Here is a 24,114-nt window from a genome sequence, read left to right as displayed (position 1 = left end):
GCGCGTCAGCCGGCGAAGTGGTCCCAGCCGCGCGGTGCCTGGGGCACGCCGTCGAGGGTGACGCCCTCCCCCTTGTCGACACGGCCCAGCGGCCGCCACCCGGTAGGCAGCTCACCGGCGAACGTCGCGAGCAGGCTGTGCTCCTCCCCACCCGCCAGCACGCACTCGAGCGCCGGCTCCGCGCCTCCGACGACCGGCTCGAGGACCTCGGTGTCCGGCCGCAGCAGCGCCGAGTCCAGCGCGAGCCGTACCCCGCTGGCCCGGGCGATGCGGTCGCCGTCGCGCAGCAGCCCGTCGGACAGGTCGAGCATCGCCGTGGCTCCGGCGGTCGCGGCGCGCGGGCCCGCCTCCACGGGAGCGGTCGGCCGCAGGTGGTGGGCCACGCACTCGGCGCCCACCCCGTCAGCCTCGGTGAGCGCTGCCGCATCGGCCTGTAGCAGGGCAAGACCAGCGGCAGAGCGGCCGAGGGTGCCACAGACCGCGATCGTGTCGCCGGGCCGGGCTCCGCTGCGCAGCACCGGCGCCCGGCCGCCCAGGTCGCCCAGCGCAGCGATCGAGATCATCAGCGTGCCGGTGGGTGCGGACGACAGGTCTCCCCCGGCCACCGCGACCGACGACTGCTGCGCCAGCCGCCCCAGCGTGCGGGCGAAGTCGACGGCCCACTGCACGGGCGTCTGCGGGTCGGCCACGAGCGTCACGAGCAGCGAGGTCGGGACGGCCCCCATGGCGGCGACGTCCGCGACGTTCTGCGTGAACGCCTTGCTGGCCACGTCGGCGGCCGTGGACCACTCGTCGACCCAGTCCCGGCCGCGCACCATCGCGTCGGTGGTGGCCACCACCGAGCCGCTCGTCGCGATGACGGCAGCGTCGTCGCCCGGCCCGATGAGCAGGCCGTCGTGGGCGGCGAAGTACGGGAAGATCTCGGCCAGCAGGGCCCCCTCCGACACCTGTGCCAGCGTGCGCGGGCCCGTGACCATGACTTGACCTCCTCGTGACGGCCCGGGGGAGACGGCCGGGACACCGGCACGGTAGCGTCTGGCAAGGCCGTGGCGCTGCGCCGCGGTCGGGTTCTCCCGGCAGGCCGAAGTCCCGGCCGACCGGACAAGACATGTTCCATCTTCGACAGACGTGAGGTGCTCAGTGGTGGTCCAGGCCTACATCCTGATCCAGACCGAGGTCGGCAAGGCGGCGTCCGTCGCGGAGGCCATCGCCGGCATTGCCGGGGTGGTGCTGGCCGAGGACGTCACCGGCCCCTACGACGTCATCGCCCGCGTCGAGGCCAACACGGTCGACGAGCTGGGCAAGCTCGTGATCGCCAAGATCCAGGACGTCCCGGGGATCACCCGCACCCTGACCTGCACCGTCGTCCACGTCTGAGGTGCACCGCGCCGCCCGTCGGCGTCGCCTGATCGTCGCAGCCGCCGGCCTCCTCCTCCTCCTCGGGGTGGCCGGCGGAGTGCTGTATGCCGTACGGCACCACGGCGTGGAGGTCGCGGCCCCGCCGCACCGCGCCGACTGCGAGGTCGCCATGCCGCTCATGCCCTCCACCGTCGGTGGGCAGGCCGCTTCCGACGCGTTCGTCGCCGAGCGCGGCGACCCCCGCGACATCCGCGTCTGGGGCGACCCCGCCATCATCGCCACCTGCGGCTGGCCACCCCTCGGCCCCACTCCCGACCAGTGCCTCGACGTGGACGGCGTCGACTGGGTCGCCGAGCCCCTGAGCGACGGCGTCCGGTTCACGACGTTCGGCCGCGACCCCGCGATCGAGGTCCTGGTCCCCCACGCCTACGACCCCGCGCCCCTCCTGCTCCCCGCCCTCGGCCCCGCCGCCAAGTCCCTCCCCGCCACCGGCCGCACCTGCAGCTGACGACCCCCAGCCCCCGCCCCCCGCCGCCGCCCATCCCCCTCTTGTTGCCAGCTGATGGTCACGAAGGGCCTTTCGCGGCCCGCCCGTGACGACGAGCTGGCAACAAGAGGGGGGCGTCGGGAGCGCGCGGGCCGCGGGCCGGAGGCCGGAGGCCGGAGGCCGGAGGCCGGAGGCCGGAGGCCCGGGGGTCGGGACCTATCGAAGACCGACGGGGCGCGTGAGGGCGAGCTGGAGGAGCTCGTCGATGAGGTCGGGGTAGGAGAGCCCGGTCGCCTCCCACATCTGCGGGTACATCGAGTGCGGGGTGAACCCGGGCATCGTGTTGATCTCGTTGACGACGACCTCACCGCTGTCGGTGTAGAAGCAGTCGACCCGCGCGAGTCCCTCGCACCCGAGCGCCTCGAACGCCGCGCGCGCGAGCCGCTGCACCTCGGCCGCGACGTGGTCCGGGACCGCTGCAGGGCACGAGAGCACCGCCCCGTCGTCGAGGTACTTGGCCTCGAAGTCGTAGAACTCGTGGCCGCCGCCGGCCGTCACCTCGATCTCGCCGACGTGCGACACCCGCGGCTCGTCGGTGCCGCGGCCCTGGAGCACTGCGCACTCGATCTCCCGGCCGACGATGCCCTGCTCGACGACGACCTTGAGGTCGTGCGTGCGCGCGAGCTCGATCGCCCCCTCGAGGGCCTCCGGGGTCGACACCTTGGAGATGCCCATGCTGGAGCCTGCCCGGGCGGGCTTGACGAACACGGGAAAGGTCAGCGCCCCGACGGCGTCCATGGCCGCGGCCTTGTCGCGCTGCCACTGTGCGTCGGTGATGACGACGTACGGCCCGACGGGCAGGCCGGCGCCGGCGAAGATCACCTTCATGTGGTGCTTGTCCATGCCGGCCGCGGAGGCGAACACCCCTGAGCCGACGTAACGGATGTCGGCCATCTCGAACAGTCCCTGGATGGTGCCGTCCTCACCGAACGGCCCGTGCAGCAGCGGGAAGACGACGTCGACCTCACCCAGCGACCTCGGCACCTCACGCGGCTCGAGGGTCACCAGGGTGCGGTCGGTGGTGGCCAGCGGGATGACCACGCCCGCTCCGTCGGCCGCGACCTCGGGGGTGCGCGTCGAGGTCAGCTCGAGGCGGTCGGGGTCGCCGTCGGTGAGCACCCAGTGCCCGTCGCGGGAGATGCCGATCGGCACGACGTCGTAGGCGTCGCGATCGATGGCCCGCATCACCCCAGCTGCGGTGGCGCAGGAGACCGCGTGCTCGGAGGAACGTCCGCCGAAGACGACGGCAACTCGGGGCTTACGGGCTGCGGGCTGGTCGGTGGTCATCGCGGACGAGCGTATCCGGCCCACCGGCCGGGCACGGACACGGCTCGCGGAGCACGCCGCCTACGCTGGCCGGGTGACCCACGAGCACCTCTCCCCCGCCTCCCGCGTCGTCGCCCTCGGCCGCCAGCCGCGCACCCCCGGTGCCGGCGTCAACGCGCCGCTCGAGCTGTCGTCGACCTACATCGCCGACGGCCCGGTCAACTACGCGCGCGGCGGCAACCCGACGTGGACCGCGTTCGAGGAGGCGCTGGGGTCCCTCGAGGGTGGTGACGCGCTGGTCTTCGCCTCGGGCATGGCCGCGGTCTCGGCGGCGGTGTCGCTGCTCCCCCACGGTGGCGCGGTCGTGGTCCCCCACCACGCCTACAACGGGACCACCGCCCTGCTCGACCAGCTGGCCGGCGCCGGCGCCGCGGTCGTGCGGCGCGTCGACCCCACCGACCAGGCGGCGGTGCGGACCGCGCTCGAGGGCGCGGCCATGCTGTGGCTGGAGTCGCCGACCAACCCGATGCTCGAGGTGTCGGACCTGCGCGCCCTGGCGGCCATGGCCCGTGAGGCGGGCGCGGTCACGGTGTGCGACAACACGTTCGCGACGCCCCTGGTGCAGAGGCCCCTGGAGGACGGCGTCGACGTCGTCCTCCACTCGGTGACCAAGTACCTCTCCGGCCACAGCGACGTCATCCTCGGCGCCCTGGTCACGGGCGCGACCGAGGCCGGACGCGAGCTCCGGGCCCGGCTGGCGACGGCCCGCCTGCTGGGCGGCGCGATCGCCGGCCCGATGGAGACGTGGCTGGCCCTGCGCGGCCTGCGGACGCTGCACGTGCGCCTCGAGCGCGCAACGGCCAACGCCCGCGAGCTCGCCGGCCGCCTCGAGAGCCACCCCGGCGTCGAGACGGCCCGCTACCCCGGGTTCGGGGCGATCATCGCGGTGGAGGTACCCGGTGGAGCCGAGGGCGCGGAGCGCGTCGCCGCCGCGACGGAGCTCTGGACCCACGCGACGAGCCTCGGTGGGGTGGAGTCCCAGATCGAGCGGCGCCGCCGGCACCCGGCGGAACCGCGGACCGTGCCGGAGAACCTGCTGCGGCTGTCGGTCGGCATCGAGGACGTCGAGGACCTCTGGCGCGACCTCGACCAGGCCCTCCGCGGCTGACAGAACGCGAGCGAGGGAACGGAGCCGACGGCTCTCGGGTCTGGGCTACTCGGCCTCGTTCTTCAGCGCGCGCAGCATGAGCGCGCCCACGACCTCCTGCGGGCTGCGGCCGTCGTGCACCACGGCTGCCACCTGCTCGATGATCGGGACCGACACCCCGTGGTCGTGGGCGAGCTGCAGGATCGACTCGCACGACTTCACGCCCTCGGCCGTCTGCCGGGTCACGGCAACGACCTCCTCGACGCTCATCCCCTTGCCGAGGTTGACGCCGAAGGTGCGGTTGCGTGACAGCGGCGACATGCAGGTGGCGATCAGGTCGCCGACGCCCGCGAGCCCCGAGAAGGTCACGGGGTCGGCCCCGAGCTTCATGCCGAGGCGCGAGGTCTCGGCCAGGCCGCGGGTGATGATCGACGCCTTGGAGTTGTCGCCCATGCCCAGGCCCTCGGCCATGCCAACCGCGAGGGCGATGACGTTCTTGACCGCTCCACCGAGCTCGACGCCGATCACGTCGCTGGAGGTGTAGGGGCGGAAGTAGGGCGGGTTGGATGCCTCGGCGACCATCTCGGCGACGCGCTCGTCGACGCACGCCACGACGCTGGCAGCGGGCTGCTTCTGCGCGATCTCCTTGGCCAGGTTGGGTCCCGAGACCACGACGATGCGACCCGGCTGCACGCCCCCGGCCTCGGCGATGACCTCGCTCATCCGCTTGGTGGTGCCGAGCTCGACGCCCTTCATCAGGGAGACGACCGCGGCCTCACGGGGCAGGACGTGCGCCCACTCGGCGAGGTTGGTGCGCAGGGTCTGCGAGGGCACCGCGAGGACGACGATGTCGGCACCTGCGGCCGCCTCGGCCGGGTCGGCAGTGGCCCTGATCCCGGGCGGCAGCGCGATACCCGGCAGGTAGTCCTCGTTGCAGCCGGCGTTGACCTGGTCGACCATCGCCTGGCGACGGCCCCACATCGTCACGGGCGTGCCACCGTCGGCGAGCACGGCGGCGTACGCGGTGCCCCAGCTGCCGGTCCCGAAGACTGCAGCCCTGGTCACTGGCCGCCACCCTTGCGCCGGTGGAAGTTGCCCGTCTCCGGCAGCCCGTGCTTGCGCGAGTCGAAGCGCTCCAGCGGGGCCTTCTCACCGCGGATCGCCTCCAGCTGCACCGTGATCGCATCGACGATGCGGTCGGTCGCCTGTCGAAGCAGGGCACCGGTGACCGGCTGGTCGTAGAGGTCGCTCAGGTCGACGGCCGGACCGGCGGACATGACGACCCGCGTGCGGGGGAACAGCTTCGGCTTCTTCGAGTACGGCGCGAGCATCTCCTGGGGTCCCCACTGCGCCACCGGGATGACGGGGCAGCGGGTCGTCAGGGCGATGCGCGCGGCGCCGGTCTTGCCGACCATCGGCCACAGCTCGGGGTCCCGCGTGAGTGTGCCCTCGGGGTAGACCCCGACGCACTTGCCCTCGTTGACCGCCGCCACCGCCGCGCGGAAGGCGTCCGCCGCACGACCGGTGTTGCGGTAGACCGGGATCTGCTGCGCCCCGCGCAGGATCGCGCCCGCGACGGGGATCCGGAAGACCGCCTCCTTGCCCAGGAAGTAGGGCGGGTGCCCGCTGTCGTAGAGGAAGTGCGCGAACGTGAACGGGTCGGCGTAGGACAGGTGGTTGGGACAGACGATGAACCCACCGGACGTCGGGAGGTTCTCGGTCCCACGCCAGGTCCGCTTGGTCAGCAGCAGCATCAGGGGACGCACGATCGCCACCGCGAGGCGGTAGGCGAAGGGCAGGGTGCGTGTGCCGCTGGCGGTCACGTGGGGTCTCCGTGGTCAGGTCGGGGGCGACGGGTCGAGTGTGCATCCTCGCGGCTCAGGGGGTCGGTGTCGAGCGACCGCGCCACCACTGCGACGATCGGGTCGATGACCTCTGCGAGCCCCGGACCAGCCGGTCTGCCCTGGCACCTCGTGGTGCCCGTGAAGGGTGGCACGGCAGCCAAGTCACGCCTGCACCCGCCCGCGGGCGTGGCCCGCGAGGACCTCGCCCTGGCCTTGGCCGGCGACTGCCTCACCGCCTGCTGTCTTGCGCTCCCGGCGTCGCAGGTCGTGGTCGTCACGTCCGACCCCCGCGTGGTCGCTGTGGCGACCCGGCTCGGTACGGCGCTCGTCGCCGACCCGGGCCGCGGGCTGAACGCCGCCGTCGTGGCCGGCCGGGACCACGTCGTGTCGACGTCGCCGGGGGCACCGCTGGCGGCCCTGCTCGGCGACCTGCCGGCCCTGCGGCCGCAGGACCTGGTGGCCGCCCTCGGCGCGGCGACCGACCACCGGCTCGCCGTCGTGCCCGACGCCTCGGGCCAGGGGACGGTCCTGCTCACGGCTCGCGAGGCCGGCGCACTGGTGCCGAGGTTCGGGCCCGGTTCGGTGCGGGCACACGAGCAGGCAGGTCACACCAGGCTCGACGTCGACCTGCCGCGCCTGCGCACCGACGTCGACGAGGACGTGGACCTCGCCGCAGCTGCGCGGCTGGGCCTGGGCCCCCTGACCTCCGCGGTGCTCGAGCTCGCGGGCGACCCGGCCCGGTAGCCGACCGGGGCTCGACCGGGTCCTGCGGCTGCGGGCTACGCTGCCGGGCATGCAGGGCAGCGTGCACACCTTCGACGAGCACTCCGGTGCGGGCTCGGTGCTGCTGGACGACGGTCGCGAGGTGCCCTTCACGGCCGAGGTGTTCGGCGCGAGCGCCCTGCGCCACCTGCGCGCCGGTCAGCGGCTCAGCCTCGACCTCGACGCCGGCGGCAGGGCCGTCGAGCGGTTGTGGATCGTCGGCATCGGCGACGACCAGCCCATCGGCTGACGCCGTCCGACCGGTCCGGAAGCCCTCCTGCTGTCCCGTCGGAGAGTCGTCCGCCCCGGTCAGCCGCCCCGGTCAGCCGACCTGGTAGTCGGCGCCCAGCGCGTCGAGCTTCTCGGAGAACCGCTCGTAGCCGCGGTAGATGAGCTCGATGCCGTGCACCTTGGACTGCCCCTCCGCGGCGAGGGCCGCGATGAGGTAGCTGAAGCCACCGCGCAGGTCGGGCACGGTGATCTCGGCGCCCCGCAGCGGGGTCGGGCCGGAGATGACGGCGCTGTGCCGGAAGTTCGCCCGCCCGAACCGGCAGGGCGAGCCGCCGAGGCACTCGCGGTAGAGCTGGACGACGGCGCCCATCTCCCCCAGCGCCTCGGTGAACCCCAGACGGTTCTCGTAGACCGTCTCGTGGACGATCGACAGGCCCGTGGTCTGGGTCAGGGCGACGACGAGCGGCTGCTGCCAGTCGGTCATGAAGCCCGGGTGGACGTCGGTCTCGAGGACCAGGGAGTTGAGGGTGCCCCCCGCGTGCCAGAACCGGATGCCCTCGTCGTCGACGTCGAAGTCGCCGCCGATCTTCCGGAACACGTTGAGGAACGGCATCATCGCGAGCTGCTGGGCCCCGCGGACGTAGACGTCGCCCCGGGTCGCGAGCGCGGCGCAGGCCCAGGAGCCGGCCTCGATGCGGTCCGGGATGGCCCGGTGGTCGTAGCCGCCGAGGCGGTCGACGCCCTCGATCTTGATGACGCGGTCGGTCTCGACGCTGATGATCGCCCCCATCTTCTGCAGGACGGCGATGAGGTCGAGGATCTCGGGCTCGACGGCGGCGTTGCGCAGCTCGGTCACGCCCTGGGCGCGGACCGCCGTCAGGAGGACCTGCTCGGTGGCGCCGACGCTGGGGTAGGGCAGCTGGATACGGGTGCCCTTGAGGCCCTCCGGCGCGGTGAGGCGCAGTCCCTCGGGACGCTTCTGGACGTCGGCGCCGAACTGGCGCAGCACGTCGAGGTGGTAGTTGATCGGTCGCTCACCGATGCGGCAGCCGCCGAGGTCGGGGATGAAGGCCTCACCGAGGCGGTGCAGGAGGGGGCCGCACAGGAGCACGGGGACCCGGGACGAGCCGGCGTGGGCGTCGATGTCGGCGACGTGCGCCTGCTCGACGTTGGTCGGGTCGAGCAGCAGCTCGCCGTCGCGGTCGGTGGAGTCGATCTTGACGCCGTGGAGCTCGAGCAGACCCGAGACGATCTTGACGTCCGAGATCTCCGGGACGTTGCGCAGTCGGCAGGGTCCCTCGGCCAGCAGGGCCGCCACCATGGCCTTCGAGACCAGGTTCTTGGCCCCGCGGACCTCGAGGTCTCCGACCAGCGGTGAGCCACCGTTCACGGTGAGGATGTCTGCCATGGCGCAAGCATCCCAAAGAGCCGAAGAGGCCGACACCCCGAGGGGGGTGCCGGCCCCACGGGCGTGCGCCGGGTCAGGCGCGCTTGGCCGTGCGCTTGGTCGCGGCCTTCTTGGCGGGAGCCGCCTTCGTGGCCGTCGCCTTCTTGGGCGGGGCCGCCTTCTTGGCCGGCGCCGCCTTCGTGGCGGTCGTCTTCCGGGTGGTCGTGGCCTTCGTGGCGGCCTTGGTGGCCGTCGTCTTCTTGGCGGGCGTGGTCTTCTTGGCCGGGGCCGCCTTCGTGGCGGTCGACTTCCGGGTGGTCGCGGCCTTGGCGGTGGTGGCCTTGGCGGTGGTGGCCTTGGTCGCGGTCGCCTTCCGGGCGGCGGCCTTGGTCGTGGTCGCCTTGGTGGCGGTGGCCTTCTTGGCCGGCGCCGCCTTGGTGGCGGTCGTCTTCCTGGCGGTCGTCGACTTCGCGGCGGCCGACTTGGTGGTGGCTGCCTTGGTGGCTGCCTTCTTCGCGGGGGCGGCCTTCGTGGCCGTCTTCTTCGCGGCGGTGGCCGACTTCGCCGTCGTCGTCTTGGCCGTGCCGGCTGCGGCACGAGCACCCGCCACCGCCGTCTTGGGCAGCGAGCGGGGGTTCTTCACGACATCCTTGAACGCCGAGCCCGCGCGGAACTTGGGGACGACGGTCTTCTTGATCTTCACGGCGGCGCCGGTGCGGGGGTTGCGGCCCGTGCGGGCGGCCCGAGCGGCCTGCTCGAAGGTGCCGAAGCCGGTGATGGCCACGCTGCCGCCCTTGGCGACCTCACGGATGACCACGTCGACGACGGCGGTCAGCGCCTCGCTGGCAGCCTTGCGGCTGCCGAGTCGCGACTCGAGCTCCTTGATCAGTTCTGCCTTGTTCACGGCTTCCCCTCCACAGGGTTGGTGGTGCCGGACCCCTGGGTCCGACGCGGTGGGCGGCCGAGCCTGTGCCCGACTTGAGTCTGACGTTAGGGCGCAACGGGGGCCCCGTCCACCATCCGGACCAGCTGATCCATTGTGTCGCAACGGATTCAGGCGCTCGGGAGTACTCCGCGAGGCTCAGTAGGCGCGTCGCGCACCGTTGGAGGGATGTGCCTCGCGCCAGACCAGACGGCCATGCAGTTGCGTTGCGAGGCAACGCAATTCGCCCACCCAAGTGGAGTCGGCGACACCGTACCGCGACGCCGAGAGGGCCCGGGCACACCCCGCCCGGGCCCTGCGACGGCGAACCAGCCGGTCCGCCAAAGGTTTTCGTCGCCGTGTCGGCGCGCCGGACCTCAGCCCGCCTTGGTCGACGGCTTCCAGGAGGGTCGACGAGCCTCGAAGTCGGTCACGTCCTGCTCGTGACGGAGCGTCAGGCTGATGTCGTCGAGGCCCTCGAGGAGGCGCCACCGGGTGTAGTCGTCAACCTCGAAGGGGGCCACGATGTCGCCCGCCGTGACGCTCCGGGACACGAGGTCGACGGTCACCGAGGCGCCCGGCTCGTTCTCGAGGTACTTCCAGATGAGCTCGATGTCGTCCTGGGCCAGCTGCGCGGTCAGGAGGCCCTGTTTGCCGCTGTTCCCCCGGAAGATGTCGGCGAACCGGGATGACAGCACGACCCGGAAGCCGTAGTTCATCAGGGCCCAGACCGCGTGCTCGCGCGACGAGCCCGTCCCGAAGTCGGGGCCGGCCACGAGCACCGACCCGGCGGAGTACGCAGGGTTGTTGAGGATGAACGTCTCGTCGCGCCGCCAGGCAGCGAAGAGGCCGTCCTCGAAACCGGTGCGGGTGACCCGCTTGAGGTAGACCGCGGGGATGATCTGGTCGGTGTCGACGTTGCTGCGCCGCAGCGGCACGCCGATCCCGGTGTGGGTGGTGAAGGCCTCCATCACTTGCTCCCCTCGCTCGAGGCGCCCGGGGCACCTGCGGTGGCACCGACCTCGACGAGGTCGGCGGGGCTGGACAGCGTGCCGCGCACGGCGGTGGCGGCGGCGACCAGCGGGCTGACCAGGTGGGTCCGACCGCCCTTGCCCTGCCGGCCCTCGAAGTTGCGGTTGGAGGTGGAGGCGCTGCGCTCCCCAGGGGCGAGCTGGTCGGGGTTCATGCCGAGGCACATGGAGCACCCGGGCAGGCGCCACTCGGCGCCGGCCGCGGTGAAGACCCGGTCCAGCCCCTCCTGCTCGGCCTGGACCCGCACGCGGGCCGAGCCGGGGACGACGAGCATCCGTACGCCGTCGGCCACCCGCCGGCCCTTGACCACCTCGGCGGCGGCGCGCAGGTCCTCGATACGGCCGTTCGTGCAGGAGCCGACGAAGACCGTGTCGACCTTGATCTCGCGCAGCGGCGTGCCGGCCGTGAGTCCCATGTACTCGAGGGCGTGGCGAGCGGCGGCCTTCTCGTTGTCGTCGCCCATCGTCTCGGGGTCGGGGACGGCGGCGCTCAGCGGCAGGCCCTGACCGGGGTTGGTGCCCCAGGTGACGAACGGCGTCAGGGCGTCGGCGTCGAGGTGGACCTCGGCGTCGAACACCGCGTCGTCGTCGCTGCGCAGCTGCGACCACTCGGCGACGGCGGCGTCCCAGTCGGCGCCGGTCGGGGCGTGGTCGCGGCCCTGCAGGTAGTCGAAGGTCGTCTGGTCGGGGGCGATCATGCCCGCGCGCGCACCTGCCTCGATCGACATGTTGCACACCGTCATGCGGGCCTCCATGGACAGCGCGCGGATGGCGCTGCCTCGGAACTCCAGGACATAGCCCTGTCCCCCGCCGGTGCCGATCTTGGCGATCACGGCGAGGACGATGTCCTTGGCGGTCACGCCCGGCTGGAGCTCGCCCTCGACGTTGATGGCCATGGTGCGGAAGGGCTTGAGCGGCAGCGTCTGCGTGGCCAGGACGTGCTCGACCTCGGAGGTGCCGATGCCGAACGCCAGCGCGCCGAACGCCCCGTGGGTCGAGGTGTGGCTGTCCCCGCAGACGATGGTCATGCCCGGCTGGGTCAGGCCGCGCTGGGGCCCGACCACGTGCACGATCCCCTGCTCGGCGTCACCCATCGGGAACAGGCGGACCCCGAACTCCTCGCAGTTGCGGCGCAGGGTCTCCACCTGGGTCCTGCTGACCAGGTCGGTGATGGGTCCGGGGGTCGTCGGGACGTTGTGGTCCTCAGTGGCGAGGGTCAGGTCGGGCCGGCGCACCGGGCGCCCCGCGAGCCGCAGGCCGTCGAAGGCCTGGGGCGAGGTGACCTCGTGGACGAGGTGGAGGTCGATGTAGAGCAGGTCGGGCTCACCCTCCGCCCGACGCACCACGTGGGCGTCCCACACCTTCTCGGCCAAAGTTCCTGACACGTCTCCCACTCCTCCGTCGCGTCCTGCGTGCTGCACGCGCGCGTGCGCCTGGGGGCGCCACGCCGCGCGGTTCTCCGAGGTTGGCACGCACGACACGCCCACGGATTTGCGTCTCATCCGATGAGACGGCAATATCATCCCATGGACAACACGAGTGGAGTCGGCGTTCTCGACAAGGCGGCCATCGTCCTGGGCGCCCTCGAGGCCGGGCCGTCGACCCTTGCGCAGCTGGTGACCGCCACCGGTCTCGCCCGCCCGACGGCCCACCGGCTGGCCGTCGCCCTCGAGCACCACCGGCTCGTCACCCGCGACCTGCAGGGCCGCTTCGTGCTGGGGCCGCGCCTCGCCGAGCTCGCTGCCGCCGCGGGCGAGGACCGGCTGCTCGCCGCCGCAGGCCCCGTCCTCGGGGCCCTGCGCGACCACACCAACGAGAGCGCCCAGCTCTTCCGCCGCCAGGGCGACCACCGCATCTGCGTCTCCGCCGCCGAGCGCCCGGTCGGCCTGCGCGACTCCATCCCGATCGGCGCCACGCTGTCGATGCTCGCCGGCTCCGCCGCCCAGGTGCTCCTCGCCTGGGAGGAGCCGGACCGGCTGCACCGCGGGCTCCACGGGGCCAAGTTCACGGCCACGACCCTCTCGGGCGTCCGTCGCCGCGGCTGGGCCCAGAGCGTCGGCGAGCGCGAGGCCGGGGTCGCCTCGGTCTCGGCGCCGGTGCGGGGGCCCTCGGGCCGCGTCGTGGCTGCCGTCTCCATCTCGGGTCCCATCGAGCGCCTGTCCCGCCAGCCGGGACGCCTGCACGCGGCCACGGTCATCGCCGGCGCCAACAAGCTCACCGAGGTCCTCGCCCGCCACCACGCCCAGCAGCAGCAGCAGAACCACGCCTGAGGGCTCCCCTACCGCCCGGGGGCTGCGATCCGCTCGTGCGCGCTATCACCCCTGCGGCCGACGGGTACGGTGCCGGAGATGGCCGCGAGCCCGAACGGCGCGGGCCCGGCGTAGATGCTCTCCGCCGACGACACGGCATACGTCTCGTGCCAGATCGTCACGGCCGACGGATCGGTGCCGGCGGCGCGGTAGAAGGCCAGCCATGCCGGCCGGTGCTCGAGCGGGGTCGCGTTGGCGTAGGCGTAGATGTCGTCGACGCTGCGCCACCACTGGATCATCGTCGTGCCGAGGCCGTGCACGGTCGACCGGCTCCCGAGGTAGCCCAGCGACTCGGCCTCGCCGCGGGCAGCGGCGGCCTTGTTGCGCTCGAGCTCGACGATCATCCTGGGCATCGCCCGCACCGCGGAGCCGACGACGCCCACCCGCCACGGCTTGTGGACCCGCAGGCCGATGAGGAAGACCGCCAGGGGGCCCTCGTAGGCGTGGGTGACGCGCTCGACCATGACGTTCTCCTTGGATAGTGCCGCTGTCCATTGACGCTTCTGCCATATTGGGCAGCAGCACTATCCGATGTCAAGACCAGGAGCGGTCCCGATGCGCATCTCCGAGCTCGCCGAGACGACCGGCGTGCCCGTGCACACCCTGAAGTACTACCTGCGCGAGGGGCTGCTCATGCCCGGCGAGGCGACGAGCCGCACCCGCGCGGAGTACGGCGCCGAGCACGTGGAGCGGGTGCGCCTGGTGCGCGCGCTCGTCGAGCACAGCGGGGTGGGCATCGCCGGCGTGCACTCGATCCTCGCGGCCCTCGCCGCTCCCCCGCCCTCGCACCACGAGCTGCTGGGGGTCGCCCACTGCGCGCTGCCGACGCCGGGCGACCAGGGGCCGGTCAGCGAGGAGGTCGGCGCGCTGGTGGACGACCTCGGCTGGCCGGTGTGGCCCGAGGCGCCGGCCCTGCGGGCGCTGAGCGCAGCGGTGGCCGCGGCGCGCGCCGCCGGCGTGGAGCTGTCCACCGGGTCGCTGCACCGCTACGCCGCGGCGATGGCCGACGTCGCCGCGGTGGACCTCGACGTGGCGCTGGCCGCCGAGAGCCCGGCCGCAGCGATGCACACCGTCGTGGTCGGCACCGTGATGGTGGACCCCGTGCTCGTCGCGCTGCGGCGGCTCGCGCAGGAGTCGGTCAGCGCCCGACGCGGATGAGCCGGGGCAGACATAGAAGGCCCCCGCCCTACTGGGCGGGGGCCTTCGCGAACTGGTAGCCCCGACGGGATTCGAACCCGCGCTACCGCCTTGAGAGGGCGGCGTGCTAGGCCGCTACACAACGGGGCCCTAGCTGGTCGCCCGGCGCCTTGCGGCTCCGGGCAGCGGAGAGAACCTTACCGAAAGGTTGGGGATTTCTCCGAATCGGCGTGTGTCCCAAGAGACTTGCGCCTGAGCTGGGGTACCAGGACTCGAACCTAGAATGACGGTACCAGAAACCGTAGTGTTGCCAATTACACCATACCCCAAGGGGTATCACGCCCCGCGCGCCCGAAGGCCTTCAGGGGGTGAACCGAGAAGCGATACTACCGGTCGGCCGGACCCTGCCCAAATCGGCTCCCGCCGGCCACTGCGGTCAGGACTCGCGGAGCTCGCTGCGCAGCTTGAGGACGGTCGTGCCGTCCTCCTGCTCGATGACGTAGGCAGGGTCGTCATCACTGCCGTCGCGGGTGATCTCGGACCCCTTGACGGTCCTCGTGACCTTGTCGTGGTGGACCTCGGCGATGGTCCCCTCGGCCGTCCCCTGGCCCCAGGACCAGGAGACGGAGCTTCCCTTGCGCAGGCTCATCGGCGATCTCCTTCTCGAGCGGTGCGGGCGTCGGCCTCGGCGACGGACTTCAGCGTGACCAGCGTCTGCTCGATGCCGCGACGGTTGCGCGCAGGGAAGCCGAGCGCCTCGATGAGCAGTCGCTGCGGCGCGGCATACATGGAGTAGTCGAACGACTCCGTCACGCGGGTGCCGCCCTCGGCGGTCGGCTCGAGCTCGTAGCGCCAGCGGTGGCCGCCGAAGTGCCGCCAGGCGATGAGCCGGCCCTCCTCGAACTCCACGACCCGGTTGCTGATGCGGTAGGGCACCCCGGCCAGCTTCATGTCGACACCGAACGTCGCCCCGCGCTCCAGCCGCTGCGGCCCTGACACGGTGTCGCGCACCGAGCCGGAACCGTCGATGCGGGCGTGCTGGCGCGGGTCGGCCAGGATCGCGAACACGGTCGCGGCCGGGGCGTCGACGTCGATGGACGACGAGACGACCCGGCTCATGCCGCGAGCTCGTCGCGCAGGCGGGTCAGGCGCGCCAGGGTCGAGGCCTTGCCCAGGATCTCCATCGACTCGAACAGCGGCGGGCTGATGCGCTGGCCCGACACCGCCGCGCGCAGCGGGCCGAACGCGAACTTCGGCTTGATGCCCATGCCCTCGACGATGGCCGATCGCAGGGCCGCCTCGATCGCCGCCGCGTTCCACGCACTCTCGTCGCCGAGGACGCCGCCCCGCGACTCGTCGACGGCGGTGAGGGCCTCGACGGCCGCGGTCAGCACCGCGCCGGCGTCGTCCTTCAGCTGCGCCCGCGCGTCGTCCGCCACGACGACCTCGTCGTCACCGACGTAGAAGGGACCCACGAGCGCGGCAGCCTCGGTGAGCAGCGCCATACGCGTCTGGATGAGCTCGGTCACCTTGGCCAGCCGCGCAAGCTGCCCGAGGCTCGGCTCGGCCGGCAGGACGCCCGCGCGCTCGAGGTAGGGCAGCAGCCGCGAGGCGAGCTCCTCGACCGGCAGCTGCCGGATGTGCACGCCGTTGAGCCACTCGAGCTTCTTGAGGTCGAAGATCGGCCCGACGGGGTTGACCTTGCGCCAGTCGAAGTCGGCCGAGAACTCCTCGAAGGTGAAGACCTCGACGTCCTCGCCGCTCTCCCCCTCCTTCGGCGGGTAGGCCAGCAGGGCGAGGAAGTTGACCAGCGCCTCAGGGAGGTAGCCCTCCTCGCGGAACCACGTCAGCCGTGCCGCGGGGTTCTTGCGCTTGGAGATCTTGGACTTGTCGGTGTTGCGCAGCAGGGGCATGTGCGCCCACTTCGGCGGCTCCAGCCCGAGCCAGCGGTAGAGCAGGATGTGCTTGGGAGTGCTGGAGATCCACTCCTCGCCGCGCACGACGTGGGTGATGCCCATCTCGTGGTCGTCGACGACGACGGCAAGGTGGTAGGTCGGGAACCCGTCGGCCTTGAGGATCACCTGGTCGTCGGGGCGGGGCGCGGAGACCCGGCCGCGGATGAGGTCCTCGAAGTGCAGCTCCACGTCCTCGGGCACGAGCATCCGCACGACGGGGGTCTCGGAGAACCCCGGCAGCTGCGCCCGCTCCTCGCGCGTCTTGCCGTGGCAGAGGCGGTCGTACCCGGTGGGCTGCTTGGACTTCTGCTGGATCTCGCGCATCGTGGCGAGCCGCTCGGTGGAGCACCAGCAGTGGTACGCCTTGCCCTCGGCGAGGAGCCCCTCAACGTAGGGGCGGTAGGTGTCGAGGCGCTCGGACTGGCGGTACGGCGCGTAGGCGCCACCGACGTCCGGCCCCTCGTCCCACTGCAGCCCCAGCCAGTGCAGCGTGTCGAAGACCTGCCGCTCGCTGTCCTCCCGGAACCGTGCGCGGTCGGTGTCCTCGATGCGCAGCACGAACCTGCCACCCTGCTGGCGCGCGAACGCCAGGTTGAACAGGGACATGTAGGCGGTGCCGACGTGGGGGTCGCCGGTCGGGGACGGGGCGACGCGCAGGCGGGGGGCGGTGGGGGTCTGCTCACTCATGGTGGACCCGATTCTAGGGAGCGAACCGCAGGGGGTGGCTTTCCGGGGCGGACCGGCCCAGACTGCCAGCGTGGCGGGGGTGGCGCAGCAGGGGCGCACGGGACGGCCGCGGCCGGTGGCGGTCGTGATCGGCGTCCTGGTGACGATCGTGCTGGTGTTCTTCGTCCGACGCCTCGTCACGGACGTGCCCCACGTCCTCGACGGCACCGTGCCGGACGACGACCTCGCCGAGAAGTACGTCGCGCACCCGTGGCTGGCCTACGGGCACATGGTGCCGGGCGTCGTGTACCTGCTCGGGGCGCCGCTCCAGCTGTCGCACCGCTTCAGGAGCCGGCACTACACCCTGCACCGGCGGCTGGGTCGGGTGCTGCTCGGGTGCGCCCTGCTGTCGGGCGCGCTGTCCGTCGTCCTCGGCATCGTCTTCGCCTGGGGCGGCGGCGCCGAGACGACGGCAACCCTGGTGTTCGGGTCGTGGTTCGTCGCGTGCCTGGTGCTGGCCTTCCTGGCCATCCGGGGCGGACACGTGGCGCAGCACCGCCGGTGGATGGTGCGTGCGTTCGCCGTCGGGGTGGGCGTGGCCACGATCCGCATCTGGGTGGGGGTGTTCACCGGGATCGAGCTCGGCCTGTTGGGTATGCAGGACCGCACGATGCCGCTGCGAGCCACCTTCGGTGTGGCGTTCTGGCTGGGGCTGACCATGCACGTGGCGTTCGCCGAGTGGTGGTTGCGCCGCACCCCCGCCCTCGACGGGTGAGCCGGTCAGGTGAGGGGTACGGCGCGGGGCCGGCCCCACGCCACACCTCGCCTCAGCGGCGGACGAACGGGTTGGACAGGGTGCCGATGCCCTCGATCTCGACCTCGACCCGCTGGCCCTCCTCGACCGGGCCGACCCCGGCCGGCGTGCCGGTGAGGATCACGTCACCGGGCAGCAGGGTGAACGCCTTCGAGGCGTGGGAGACCAGGGCAGCGACGTCGTGGACCATGTCAGCCGTCGTGCCGTCCTGGACGACCTCGCCGTCGCGGCGCGTGCGCAGCCTCAGGTCGGCAGGGTCGAGGTCGGTCTCGATCCAGGGCCCGATCGGGCAGAAGGTGTCCATGCCCTTGGCGCGCGCCCACTGGCCGTCGCCACGCTGCAGGTCGCGCGCGGTCACGTCGTCGGCGCAGGTGTAGCCGAAGACGACCTTGGGGACCTCCTGCGGCTCGATGTCCTTGCACAGCCGGCCGATCACCACCGCGAGCTCGCCCTCGTAGTGGACCTCGGTGGTCAGGTCGGGGATGACCACGGGCTCGCCGGGGCCCACGACCGCGGTGTTGGGGATGAGGAACATCAGCGGCTCGGCCGGCGCCTCGCCACCCATCTCCTTGGCGTGGTCGGCGTAGTTCTTGCCGATGCCGATGACCTTGCTGCGCGGGATGACCGGCGCGAGCAGCCGCACGTCCTCGACGAGGTGTGTCACCCCGGTCAGCTCGATCTTCGTGTAGAGCGGGTCGCCGGTGATCTCGGCGATCTTCTCCCCTGCCCCGTCGACCAGCCCGAAGACCGGGTCCTCACCCGTCGTGAATCTCGCGATGCGCATGCACCCGAGACTAACCGCCTACCGCGCGGAGAACTCCCGGCGGTAGCGCTGGGGCGAGGTGCCGACGACGGACTGGAAGTGCGTGCGCAGCAGTGCCGCCGAGCCGAAGCCGCTGTGGGTGGCCACCGAGTCGACCGGGAGGTCCGTCTGCTCCAGCAGCTCGCGGGCACGCAGCACGCGCTGCTGCACGATCCAGCGGTGCGGCGTCGTCCCGGTCTCGGCGACGAACCGCCGGGCGAAGGTGCGCTCGGACATCATCGCCAGCCGCGCGAGGTCGGGCACGGTATGCGGCTCGTCGAGGTTCTCGGTGATGTGGTTGAGCACCGGCTGGATGCTCTCGCAGCTGGTCTCGGGCAGCGGCGACTCGACGTACTGGCGCTGGCCGCCGTCGCGCTGGGGCGGTACCACCATCCGGCGCGCGATCCGGGTCGCGACCGCGGAGCCGAGCTCGCGGCGTACGAGGTGCAGGCAGGCGTCGATGCCGGCGGCGGTCCCGGCGCCGGTGATGATCGACCCCTCGTCGAGATACAGGACGTCCATCGAGACCCGTGTGCGGGGGAAGCGCCGGGCGAACTCGTCGGCGTAGCGCCAGTGCGTCACGGCGCTGCGTCCGTCCAGCAGGCCCGTCTCCCCCAGCACGAACGCGCCCGTGCAGATGGACAGGATGGTGGCGCCCCGGCGGTGCGCCTCGCGGATCGTCTCGAGCAGCGCCTCGGGGTACTCGTCGCGGACGCCCCCGGCGGGGATGACCACCAGGTCGGCGTCGACGGCGTCGGCCCACGCGTGGCTGGGGACGAACTGGCCGCCGCTGGTCGTGTCCACCGGTGCGCCCGCGCGCTCGCCGCAGGTGAGGAAGGTGAAGGGCGGCACCCCGTCGTCGGTGCGGTCGAGGCCGAAGACCTCGCACGCCACCGACATCTCGAACATGGCCATGGGGTTGGAGGCCAGGGCTGCGACCGTCGTGAGCGCCATACCGTCCATGGTGCCACGTCACATGGCAGAAAGAGAGCCTTGTGCGTCAGTTCTGCCACTCGTGGCTGGATCTTGCCGAGCGCATGATTACTGACATGACCATTCTCCTGCTCCTGGCCTTCGTCACCACCGTCGTCGCCGCCCTCGAGCGGCACCACCGCCGTACGTGGTCGCTGCCCCGCGCACCGCACGGCGCAGACTCCACGATCGCCTTCATCGACCTCGACCACGACGTCGACCGCGTGCTGCACGACGTCGAGGCCCACCGCGCCTGAACCTCCCCCCGAGCTCAGCGCAGCTGGCGCACCACAGCTCGCGCCATCACCGCGTAGCCCGCGTCATTGGCATGGAAGTCGAAGCGCGGCGGGGCCATCCACGTCCACGTGACGATGCGGGCGAGGTTGGTCGGCAGGGTGCCGATGTCCCTGACGACCGTCGGGGTCGTGACGGTGGTGTCGAAGGCGCTCGCGACGTCGGCCACCCGCGCACCGCTGGCCCGCGCGCTGCCGGCGATGCTGGCGTTGACCTTGGCGAGCTCGGCCACCGACTGCTGCCCCGGACCCGTGCCACCCGAGTTCCCCAACAGGTCGAGCACCAGGAACGGGTCGTAGTAGTTGAGGACGACGACCTGCACGTGCGGGGCCGCAGCGCGCAGCCGGCTCGTGATCTGGGGCAGGTTGGTCCTCAGGGTCGCGAGTGCCGGCCCCGTGCACGACGGCTCGAGCCCGCCGAAGCCGCACCGGGCGACGTCGTTGCCGCCGATGTCGAGGGTCACCAGGCGCACGTCGGCCGCATGGGCCCGCAGGAACTGCTCCGCCTCGGCCAGCTGCGTGCCCCGGTCGTAGGTGCACCCGCCACCCCGCAGCATCGAGGTCGTCGTCTCACCGGAGCAGGCGAGGTTGACCAGCTCGGTCGGGCCGTCGCGGACCTCGACCGCCTTGCGCACGGCGCCGACGTAGCCCTGCGTGCGGTGGTCGCTGCCGTTCTGGAAACCGGCGGCGAGCGAGTCCCCCAGGGCGAGGTGGTAACCCGCCCCTGACGGAGCCGGGCCCGGGGTGGTGACGGCCTCCCCGGTCCGAGGCACGTCGGCCGACGTCGTCGGCGGCGCGGACGTCCCGCCGGCCCGGGGAGTGTCACTGAAGCGGCCGGACGCGAAGCCGACGACGGTCCCCGCGCCGACGAGCAGCACGAGCACCGTCACCACCGCGGCGAGGGTCCGTCTGCTCATGGGGGCCACGGTGCCACGCCTTGCTGGGAGCCCGGCCGTGCGGGTTACCCTTGCCGGCGATGGAGTCCCGGGTGCTGACGCGTGAGCTGTGGCGTGCCCTGGAGGTCTCCCACGAGCAGCGGGCCGACGCGGCCACCGAGGCGCACCGCGGCCGCCGCAGCGACCGGGTCGCCCACCCCGTCGAGGACTTCCTCTTCACCTACTACCCGTTCCGGCCCGCGCTCCTGCGTCGCTGGCACCCGGGCCCGGGCGTGGTCCTCGAGGACGCCGCCGGGCTCCCCCGCGCCGGGTGGAAGCACTACCGCGAGGTGGGGCGCGACGTGGAGCTGGACGTCGCGGGATACCTGGCCGCCCGCGGTGGGACCGTGGAGTTCGTCCGCGAGCTGCTCACAGCGACCGCCGCTCGGCCTGCCCAGCTCGGCTGCTTCGGTCTGCACGAGTGGGCCATGGTCTACCGCCAGGGCGCCGACGAGGTGCGGCACCGCGACTGGCCCCTGCGCCTCGGTGCCGACGGGACCGACGCCGTGGTCGACGGCCTGCAGATCCGGTGCACCCACTTCGACGCGTTCCGCTTCTACACGCCGCCGGCGCGCTCGCTCAACCTGCTGCAGCCGACGCGCGAGACGCAGGTCGCCCTCGAGCAGCCCGGTTGCCTCCATGCCGGGATGGACCTCTACAAGTGGGCCATGAAGCTCGCGCCCGCGGTCCCCGGCGACCTCGTCCTCGACTGCTTCGACCACGCCCGCGCGATCCGCGAGCTCGACATGCGCGCCTCGCCGTACGACCTCTCCGCCCTCGGCTACGCGCCCGTCCGGGTGGAGACACCGGCCGGGAGGGCGGAGTACGCCGCGGCGCAGCGCGGGTTCGCCGAGCGCGGCCAGCTGCTGCGCGACCGGCTCGTCGCCGCGATCGACGCCGTGCGCGCCCTCGCGCCCGCGTGAGCCGGCGCCCGCAGGGTGGTCCGTTTCGTGGCCGCGACGGCCGGGGCCCTAGTCTGGGCGCCGTGTCCAAAGTTCTGACGTCCCTGCCCGTTGGTGAGCGTGTCGGGATCGCCTTCTCCGGCGGTCTGGACACCTCGGTCGCTGTTGCCTGGATGCGCGAGAAGGGTGCGGTCCCCTGCACCTACACCGCCGACCTCGGGCAGTACGACGAGCCCGAGGTCGACACGGTGCCCAGCCGCGCCGGCCAGTACGGCGCCGAGCTCGCGCGCCTCGTCGACTGCCGCATTGCGCTGGTCGAGGAGGGTCTGTCCGCGGTGGCCTGCGGGGCGTTCCACATCCGCAGCGGTGGCCGCACCTACTTCAACACCACGCCGCTCGGCCGCGCCGTGACCGGCACGCTGCTCGTGCGCGCCATGAAGGAGGACGGTGTCGACATCTGGGGCGACGGCTCCACCTTCAAGGGCAACGACATCGAGCGCTTCTACCGCTACGGGCTGCTGGCCAACCCCTCGCTGCGCATCTACAAGCCGTGGCTCGACGCCGACTTCGTCAACGAGCTCGGCGGACGCCACGAGATGTCCGAGTGGCTCACCGCGCGCGACCTTCCCTACCGCGCCAGCGCCGAGAAGGCGTACTCGACGGACGCCAACATCTGGGGTGCGACGCACGAGGCCAAGACGCTCGAGTTCCTCTCGGAGTCGATGGAGGTCGTCGAGCCGATCATGGGTGTGCGGTTCTGGGACGAGTCGGTGGCGATCGCCCCCGAGGACGTCACCGTGCGGTTCGAGCAGGGTCGCCCGGTCGCCATCAACGGCAACGACTTCGGCGGGGACGCCGTCGCGCTCGTCCACGAGGCCAACACCGTCGGCGGCAGGCACGGGCTCGGCATGTCCGACCAGATCGAGAACCGCATCATCGAGGCCAAGAGCCGCGGCATCTACGAGGCGCCCGGCCTTGCCCTGCTGCACCTCACCTACGAGCGTCTCCTCAACGCGATCCACAACGAGGACACGATCGCGAACTACCACGCAGAGGGCCGCCGCCTCGGACGACTGCTCTACGAAGGCCGCTGGCTCGACCCGCAGTCACTCATGCTGCGCGAGTCGCTGCAGCGCTGGGTCGCCTCCGCGGTCACCGGTGAGGTCACCGTGCGGCTGCGTCGCGGCGACGACTACTCCATCGTCGACACGACCGGCCCGGCGTTCAGCTACCACCCCGAGAAGCTGTCGATGGAGCGCACCGAGGACGCAGCGTTCGGTCCCGTCGACCGGATCGGCCAGCTCACGATGCGCAACCTCGACATCGCCGACTCGCGGGCCAAGCTCGAGCTGTATGCCGCGCAGGGCCAGCTGGTCGCGCGGCACCAGGCGCTCGTGGGCGACCTCGAGCCCGGTGGCGCCAAGGCGATCTCGTCCAACCCGTTCGTGAAGTCCGAGGGCGATGACGAGGCGCTCGACCGCGCGGCGATCGAGTTCGGCACCGACTGACGGCTACTGCGGCGGCGAGAGCAGGCCGCGCTGGATCGCGATCGACATCGCCTCCAGCTTGCTGTGGGCGCCGAGCTTCGCCGACAGGTTGGCGACGTGGTTGCGGACCGTGTTGACGCTCACCGTCAGCTCCTCCGCGATCGCCGCGTTGGACAGGCCCTGGGCGAGCATCGCCAGCACCTCCTCCTCCCGACGCGTGAGCGTGGGGGCGGGCGCGTTGACCCTCGTCAGCCGTGGGAGCAGCCGCGCGAGCATCTCGGCCGAGACCGAGGCCTCACCCTGCGACGCCGCGCGCACCGCCGACGTCACCTCGGCGAGGCTACGGGTCTTGGAGAGGAAGCCTGCCGCACCGGCCTGCAGGGCCCGCACGAGCACGTCGTCCGAGCTCGACCCCGTGAGCACCAGGACGTTCATGCTGGGGCGCAGGGCCTTCAGGTCGGCGATGGCGTCGACACCGTCGCCGTCGGGCAGCCGCCGGTCGAGGACGAGCACGTCGGGCGCGCTGGACTGCACCCGCGCGCGGGCCTGGGCCAGGGTTGCGGCCACGCCGACGGAGACGATGTCGGGCTCGTCCTCCAGCACACGGGCAAGGCTCGCCGCCATCACCTCGTGGTCGTCGACGATCAGCACCCTGATCGGCTGGTCGGTCCGGTGCATGCGGTGCGCACCGTCGGCTTCACTCATGGATGGGCCCCTCCTCCGCGCCTAGTATCCATGCACTAGGCCCCCCGGCGCGCGCGCACTGCCCGGCCGGGGCCCGCGAGCGCGACCATTGACCTTCCAGGTGTCGTCGACCCAGCCGTCCCCGCGCCCCCCTCCAGGACAGACAGGCAGGCACGTGTCAGCGGTTCGTGTGCTCATCGCCGACGACCACCCCCAGATGCTCGGGGCCCTGGCCCACGTCGTCGACTCCGACGACCGCTTCACCGTCGTCGGCACCGTGACGACCGGGGACGACGCCATCCGCCTCGCCGGGGAGATGGACGTCGACGTCGCCCTGCTCGACGTGCGCATGCCCGGGGGCGGCCCGGCCGCGGTCCGGGCCCTGCACGCCCTGCCCTCCCCGCCAGCCGTGGTGGCGGTGTCGGCCGAGACGTCCGCCGGCACGGTGGCTGCCATGGTGCGGGCGGGCGCTGTCGGCTACCTGGCCAAGGGCAGGATCGGGGAGACCCTGCCCGAGGTGCTGGCGCGCTGCGCCGCGGGCGAGGTCGTCCTCGCCACCGGGTCCGGCGCCGGCGCCCTGAGGCTGCTGCTGGACCGCTGACGCCCTGCGTCGCACCGTGGTGCCTGCACCGCGTCATGCCTACGATGGGCCACGAGTGGCC

At 72.3% G+C, this 24,114-nt stretch carries 28 protein-coding genes and 2 tRNA genes; 12 read left to right on the top strand and 18 right to left on the bottom strand.

All coding sequences use genetic code 11. From position 1 onward, the window contains the following. Positions 1-5: 5 nt before the first annotated feature. A complete protein-coding gene (gene thiL / locus ASG70_RS09680; protein ID WP_056883612.1) occupies positions 6-977 on the bottom strand; it encodes a thiamine-phosphate kinase in 972 nt (323 codons plus the stop codon). Between the two features lie 166 nt (positions 978-1,143). On the opposite strand from thiL, the gene ASG70_RS09675 reads away from it, so the two are divergent. Further along, a complete protein-coding gene (locus tag ASG70_RS09675; RefSeq protein ID WP_056884115.1) occupies positions 1,144-1,377 on the top strand; it encodes an Lrp/AsnC family transcriptional regulator in 234 nt (77 codons plus the stop codon). Between the two features lies 1 nt (position 1,378). After that, positions 1,379-1,867, top strand: a complete 489-nt coding sequence (locus tag ASG70_RS09670) for a hypothetical protein (protein WP_056883611.1) — start codon at positions 1,379-1,381, stop codon at positions 1,865-1,867. A gap of 195 nt (positions 1,868-2,062) precedes the next feature. Here ASG70_RS09670 and ASG70_RS09665 read toward each other — a convergent pair whose 3' ends face one another. Then, positions 2,063-3,208 (bottom strand): D-alanine--D-alanine ligase family protein, encoded by a 1,146-nt coding sequence (locus ASG70_RS09665; protein WP_369818907.1) that lies wholly within the window; start codon positions 3,206-3,208, stop codon positions 2,063-2,065. 58 nt (positions 3,209-3,266) lie between these two features. Between ASG70_RS09665 and ASG70_RS09660 the strand changes: the two genes are divergently transcribed. Next, positions 3,267-4,340, top strand: coding sequence for a PLP-dependent aspartate aminotransferase family protein (locus ASG70_RS09660; protein ID WP_056883609.1), 1,074 nt, complete (start codon positions 3,267-3,269; stop codon positions 4,338-4,340). A 45-nt stretch (positions 4,341-4,385) separates the two neighbouring features. Here ASG70_RS09660 and ASG70_RS09655 read toward each other — a convergent pair whose 3' ends face one another. Both ASG70_RS09655 and ASG70_RS09650 read right to left on the bottom strand, forming a co-directional pair. Then, positions 4,386-5,384, bottom strand: a complete 999-nt coding sequence (locus tag ASG70_RS09655; protein ID WP_056883608.1) for an NAD(P)H-dependent glycerol-3-phosphate dehydrogenase — start codon at positions 5,382-5,384, stop codon at positions 4,386-4,388. Beyond that, the gene (locus ASG70_RS09650) at positions 5,381-6,142 is read right to left on the bottom strand and encodes a 1-acyl-sn-glycerol-3-phosphate acyltransferase (RefSeq protein ID WP_235531427.1); all 762 of its coding nucleotides are present in this window, start codon (positions 6,140-6,142) and stop codon (positions 5,381-5,383) included. Before ASG70_RS09650 ends, ASG70_RS09655 begins: the two co-directional genes overlap by 4 nt. Positions 6,143-6,247: 105 nt before the next feature. Here ASG70_RS09650 and cofC point away from each other — a divergent pair, with 105 nt between their 5' ends. Further along, positions 6,248-6,907, top strand: a complete 660-nt coding sequence (gene cofC / locus ASG70_RS09645; protein ID WP_056884113.1) for a 2-phospho-L-lactate guanylyltransferase — start codon at positions 6,248-6,250, stop codon at positions 6,905-6,907. 49 nt (positions 6,908-6,956) lie between these two features. Then, the gene (locus tag ASG70_RS09640) at positions 6,957-7,175 is read left to right on the top strand and encodes a hypothetical protein (protein WP_056883607.1); all 219 of its coding nucleotides are present in this window, start codon (positions 6,957-6,959) and stop codon (positions 7,173-7,175) included. A gap of 72 nt (positions 7,176-7,247) precedes the next feature. On the opposite strand, the gene murA is transcribed toward ASG70_RS09640, so the two are convergent. The 4 genes from murA to leuC all read right to left on the bottom strand — a co-directional run bounded on the left by murA (position 7,248) and on the right by leuC (position 11,881). Continuing rightward, entirely contained in the window at positions 7,248-8,564 is a 1,317-nt protein-coding gene (gene murA, locus ASG70_RS09635) for a UDP-N-acetylglucosamine 1-carboxyvinyltransferase (protein ID WP_056883606.1), read from the bottom strand. Between the two features lie 73 nt (positions 8,565-8,637). Further along, positions 8,638-9,447 (bottom strand): HU family DNA-binding protein, encoded by an 810-nt coding sequence (locus tag ASG70_RS09630; protein WP_056883605.1) that lies wholly within the window; start codon positions 9,445-9,447, stop codon positions 8,638-8,640. A 395-nt stretch (positions 9,448-9,842) separates the two neighbouring features. Further along, positions 9,843-10,436 (bottom strand): 3-isopropylmalate dehydratase small subunit, encoded by a 594-nt coding sequence (gene leuD / locus ASG70_RS09625; protein ID WP_056883604.1) that lies wholly within the window; start codon positions 10,434-10,436, stop codon positions 9,843-9,845. Further along, entirely contained in the window at positions 10,436-11,881 is a 1,446-nt protein-coding gene (leuC, locus tag ASG70_RS09620) for a 3-isopropylmalate dehydratase large subunit (RefSeq protein ID WP_056883603.1), read from the bottom strand. The genes leuD and leuC overlap by 1 nt, the downstream gene beginning before the upstream one ends. Before the next feature lie 141 nt (positions 11,882-12,022). Here leuC and ASG70_RS09615 point away from each other — a divergent pair, with 141 nt between their 5' ends. After that, a complete protein-coding gene (locus ASG70_RS09615; RefSeq protein ID WP_056883602.1) occupies positions 12,023-12,766 on the top strand; it encodes an IclR family transcriptional regulator in 744 nt (247 codons plus the stop codon). A gap of 8 nt (positions 12,767-12,774) precedes the next feature. On the opposite strand, the gene ASG70_RS09610 is transcribed toward ASG70_RS09615, so the two are convergent. Beyond that, entirely contained in the window at positions 12,775-13,269 is a 495-nt protein-coding gene (locus ASG70_RS09610; RefSeq protein ID WP_056883601.1) for a monooxygenase family protein, read from the bottom strand. Between the two features lie 91 nt (positions 13,270-13,360). Here ASG70_RS09610 and ASG70_RS09605 point away from each other — a divergent pair, with 91 nt between their 5' ends. Continuing rightward, on the top strand, positions 13,361-13,963 hold the full coding sequence (locus ASG70_RS09605) for a MerR family transcriptional regulator (protein WP_056883600.1): 603 nt from the start codon (positions 13,361-13,363) through the stop codon (positions 13,961-13,963). A gap of 53 nt (positions 13,964-14,016) precedes the next feature. Here the strand turns inward: ASG70_RS09605 and ASG70_RS09600 are convergent. From ASG70_RS09600 to gltX, 5 genes are all read right to left on the bottom strand, one after another. Then, positions 14,017-14,092: transfer RNA gene (locus tag ASG70_RS09600), tRNA-Glu, on the bottom strand. A 107-nt stretch (positions 14,093-14,199) separates the two neighbouring features. After that, positions 14,200-14,271: transfer RNA gene (locus tag ASG70_RS09595), tRNA-Gln, on the bottom strand. A gap of 107 nt (positions 14,272-14,378) precedes the next feature. Next, the gene (locus tag ASG70_RS09590) at positions 14,379-14,591 is read right to left on the bottom strand and encodes a DUF2945 domain-containing protein (RefSeq protein WP_056883599.1); all 213 of its coding nucleotides are present in this window, start codon (positions 14,589-14,591) and stop codon (positions 14,379-14,381) included. Then, entirely contained in the window at positions 14,588-15,061 is a 474-nt protein-coding gene (locus tag ASG70_RS09585) for an SRPBCC family protein (protein ID WP_056883598.1), read from the bottom strand. Before ASG70_RS09585 ends, ASG70_RS09590 begins: the two co-directional genes overlap by 4 nt. After that, positions 15,058-16,584, bottom strand: coding sequence for a glutamate--tRNA ligase (gltX, locus tag ASG70_RS09580; RefSeq protein WP_082590413.1), 1,527 nt, complete (start codon positions 16,582-16,584; stop codon positions 15,058-15,060). The genes ASG70_RS09585 and gltX overlap by 4 nt, the downstream gene beginning before the upstream one ends. 70 nt (positions 16,585-16,654) lie before the next feature. Here gltX and ASG70_RS09575 point away from each other — a divergent pair, with 70 nt between their 5' ends. Next, positions 16,655-17,338, top strand: a complete 684-nt coding sequence (locus tag ASG70_RS09575; protein WP_156399916.1) for a DUF2306 domain-containing protein — start codon at positions 16,655-16,657, stop codon at positions 17,336-17,338. A gap of 52 nt (positions 17,339-17,390) precedes the next feature. On the opposite strand, the gene ASG70_RS09570 is transcribed toward ASG70_RS09575, so the two are convergent. Together ASG70_RS09570 and ASG70_RS09565 are read right to left on the bottom strand one after the other, a co-directional pair. Beyond that, positions 17,391-18,161, bottom strand: a complete 771-nt coding sequence (locus tag ASG70_RS09570) for a fumarylacetoacetate hydrolase family protein (protein WP_056883596.1) — start codon at positions 18,159-18,161, stop codon at positions 17,391-17,393. An 18-nt stretch (positions 18,162-18,179) separates the two neighbouring features. Then, positions 18,180-19,133 carry a GlxA family transcriptional regulator gene (locus ASG70_RS09565; RefSeq protein WP_056883595.1) on the bottom strand — a complete coding sequence of 318 codons (954 nt, stop codon included), beginning with the start codon at positions 19,131-19,133 and terminating at the stop codon, positions 18,180-18,182. A 95-nt stretch (positions 19,134-19,228) separates the two neighbouring features. On the opposite strand from ASG70_RS09565, the gene ASG70_RS09560 reads away from it, so the two are divergent. Then, entirely contained in the window at positions 19,229-19,408 is a 180-nt protein-coding gene (locus ASG70_RS09560) for a hypothetical protein (RefSeq protein ID WP_056883594.1), read from the top strand. Positions 19,409-19,422: 14 nt separating this feature from the next. Here ASG70_RS09560 and ASG70_RS09555 read toward each other — a convergent pair whose 3' ends face one another. Beyond that, on the bottom strand, positions 19,423-20,361 hold the full coding sequence (locus ASG70_RS09555) for an SGNH/GDSL hydrolase family protein (protein WP_056883593.1): 939 nt from the start codon (positions 20,359-20,361) through the stop codon (positions 19,423-19,425). A gap of 59 nt (positions 20,362-20,420) precedes the next feature. On the opposite strand from ASG70_RS09555, the gene ASG70_RS09550 reads away from it, so the two are divergent. Both ASG70_RS09550 and argG read left to right on the top strand, forming a co-directional pair. Next, complete coding sequence (locus tag ASG70_RS09550; protein WP_056883592.1) at positions 20,421-21,302, top strand: hypothetical protein; 882 nt, start codon at positions 20,421-20,423, stop codon at positions 21,300-21,302. A gap of 62 nt (positions 21,303-21,364) precedes the next feature. After that, on the top strand, positions 21,365-22,789 hold the full coding sequence (gene argG / locus ASG70_RS09545; protein WP_056883591.1) for an argininosuccinate synthase: 1,425 nt from the start codon (positions 21,365-21,367) through the stop codon (positions 22,787-22,789). Between the two features lie 3 nt (positions 22,790-22,792). Here argG and ASG70_RS09540 read toward each other — a convergent pair whose 3' ends face one another. Continuing rightward, positions 22,793-23,473 carry a response regulator gene (locus tag ASG70_RS09540; RefSeq protein ID WP_056883590.1) on the bottom strand — a complete coding sequence of 227 codons (681 nt, stop codon included), beginning with the start codon at positions 23,471-23,473 and terminating at the stop codon, positions 22,793-22,795. Between the two features lie 154 nt (positions 23,474-23,627). On the opposite strand from ASG70_RS09540, the gene ASG70_RS09535 reads away from it, so the two are divergent. After that, entirely contained in the window at positions 23,628-24,053 is a 426-nt protein-coding gene (locus tag ASG70_RS09535) for a response regulator (RefSeq protein WP_156399915.1), read from the top strand. Positions 24,054-24,114 lie beyond the last annotated feature (61 nt).

Origin of the sequence: Phycicoccus sp. Soil748, assembly GCF_001428025.1 — a bacterium.
In the GTDB taxonomy this organism is placed as follows: domain Bacteria; phylum Actinomycetota; class Actinomycetes; order Actinomycetales; family Dermatophilaceae; genus Pedococcus.
The sequence above is the reverse complement of the archived record's forward strand: the minus strand, read 5'-3'. Positions and strand labels throughout refer to the sequence as shown.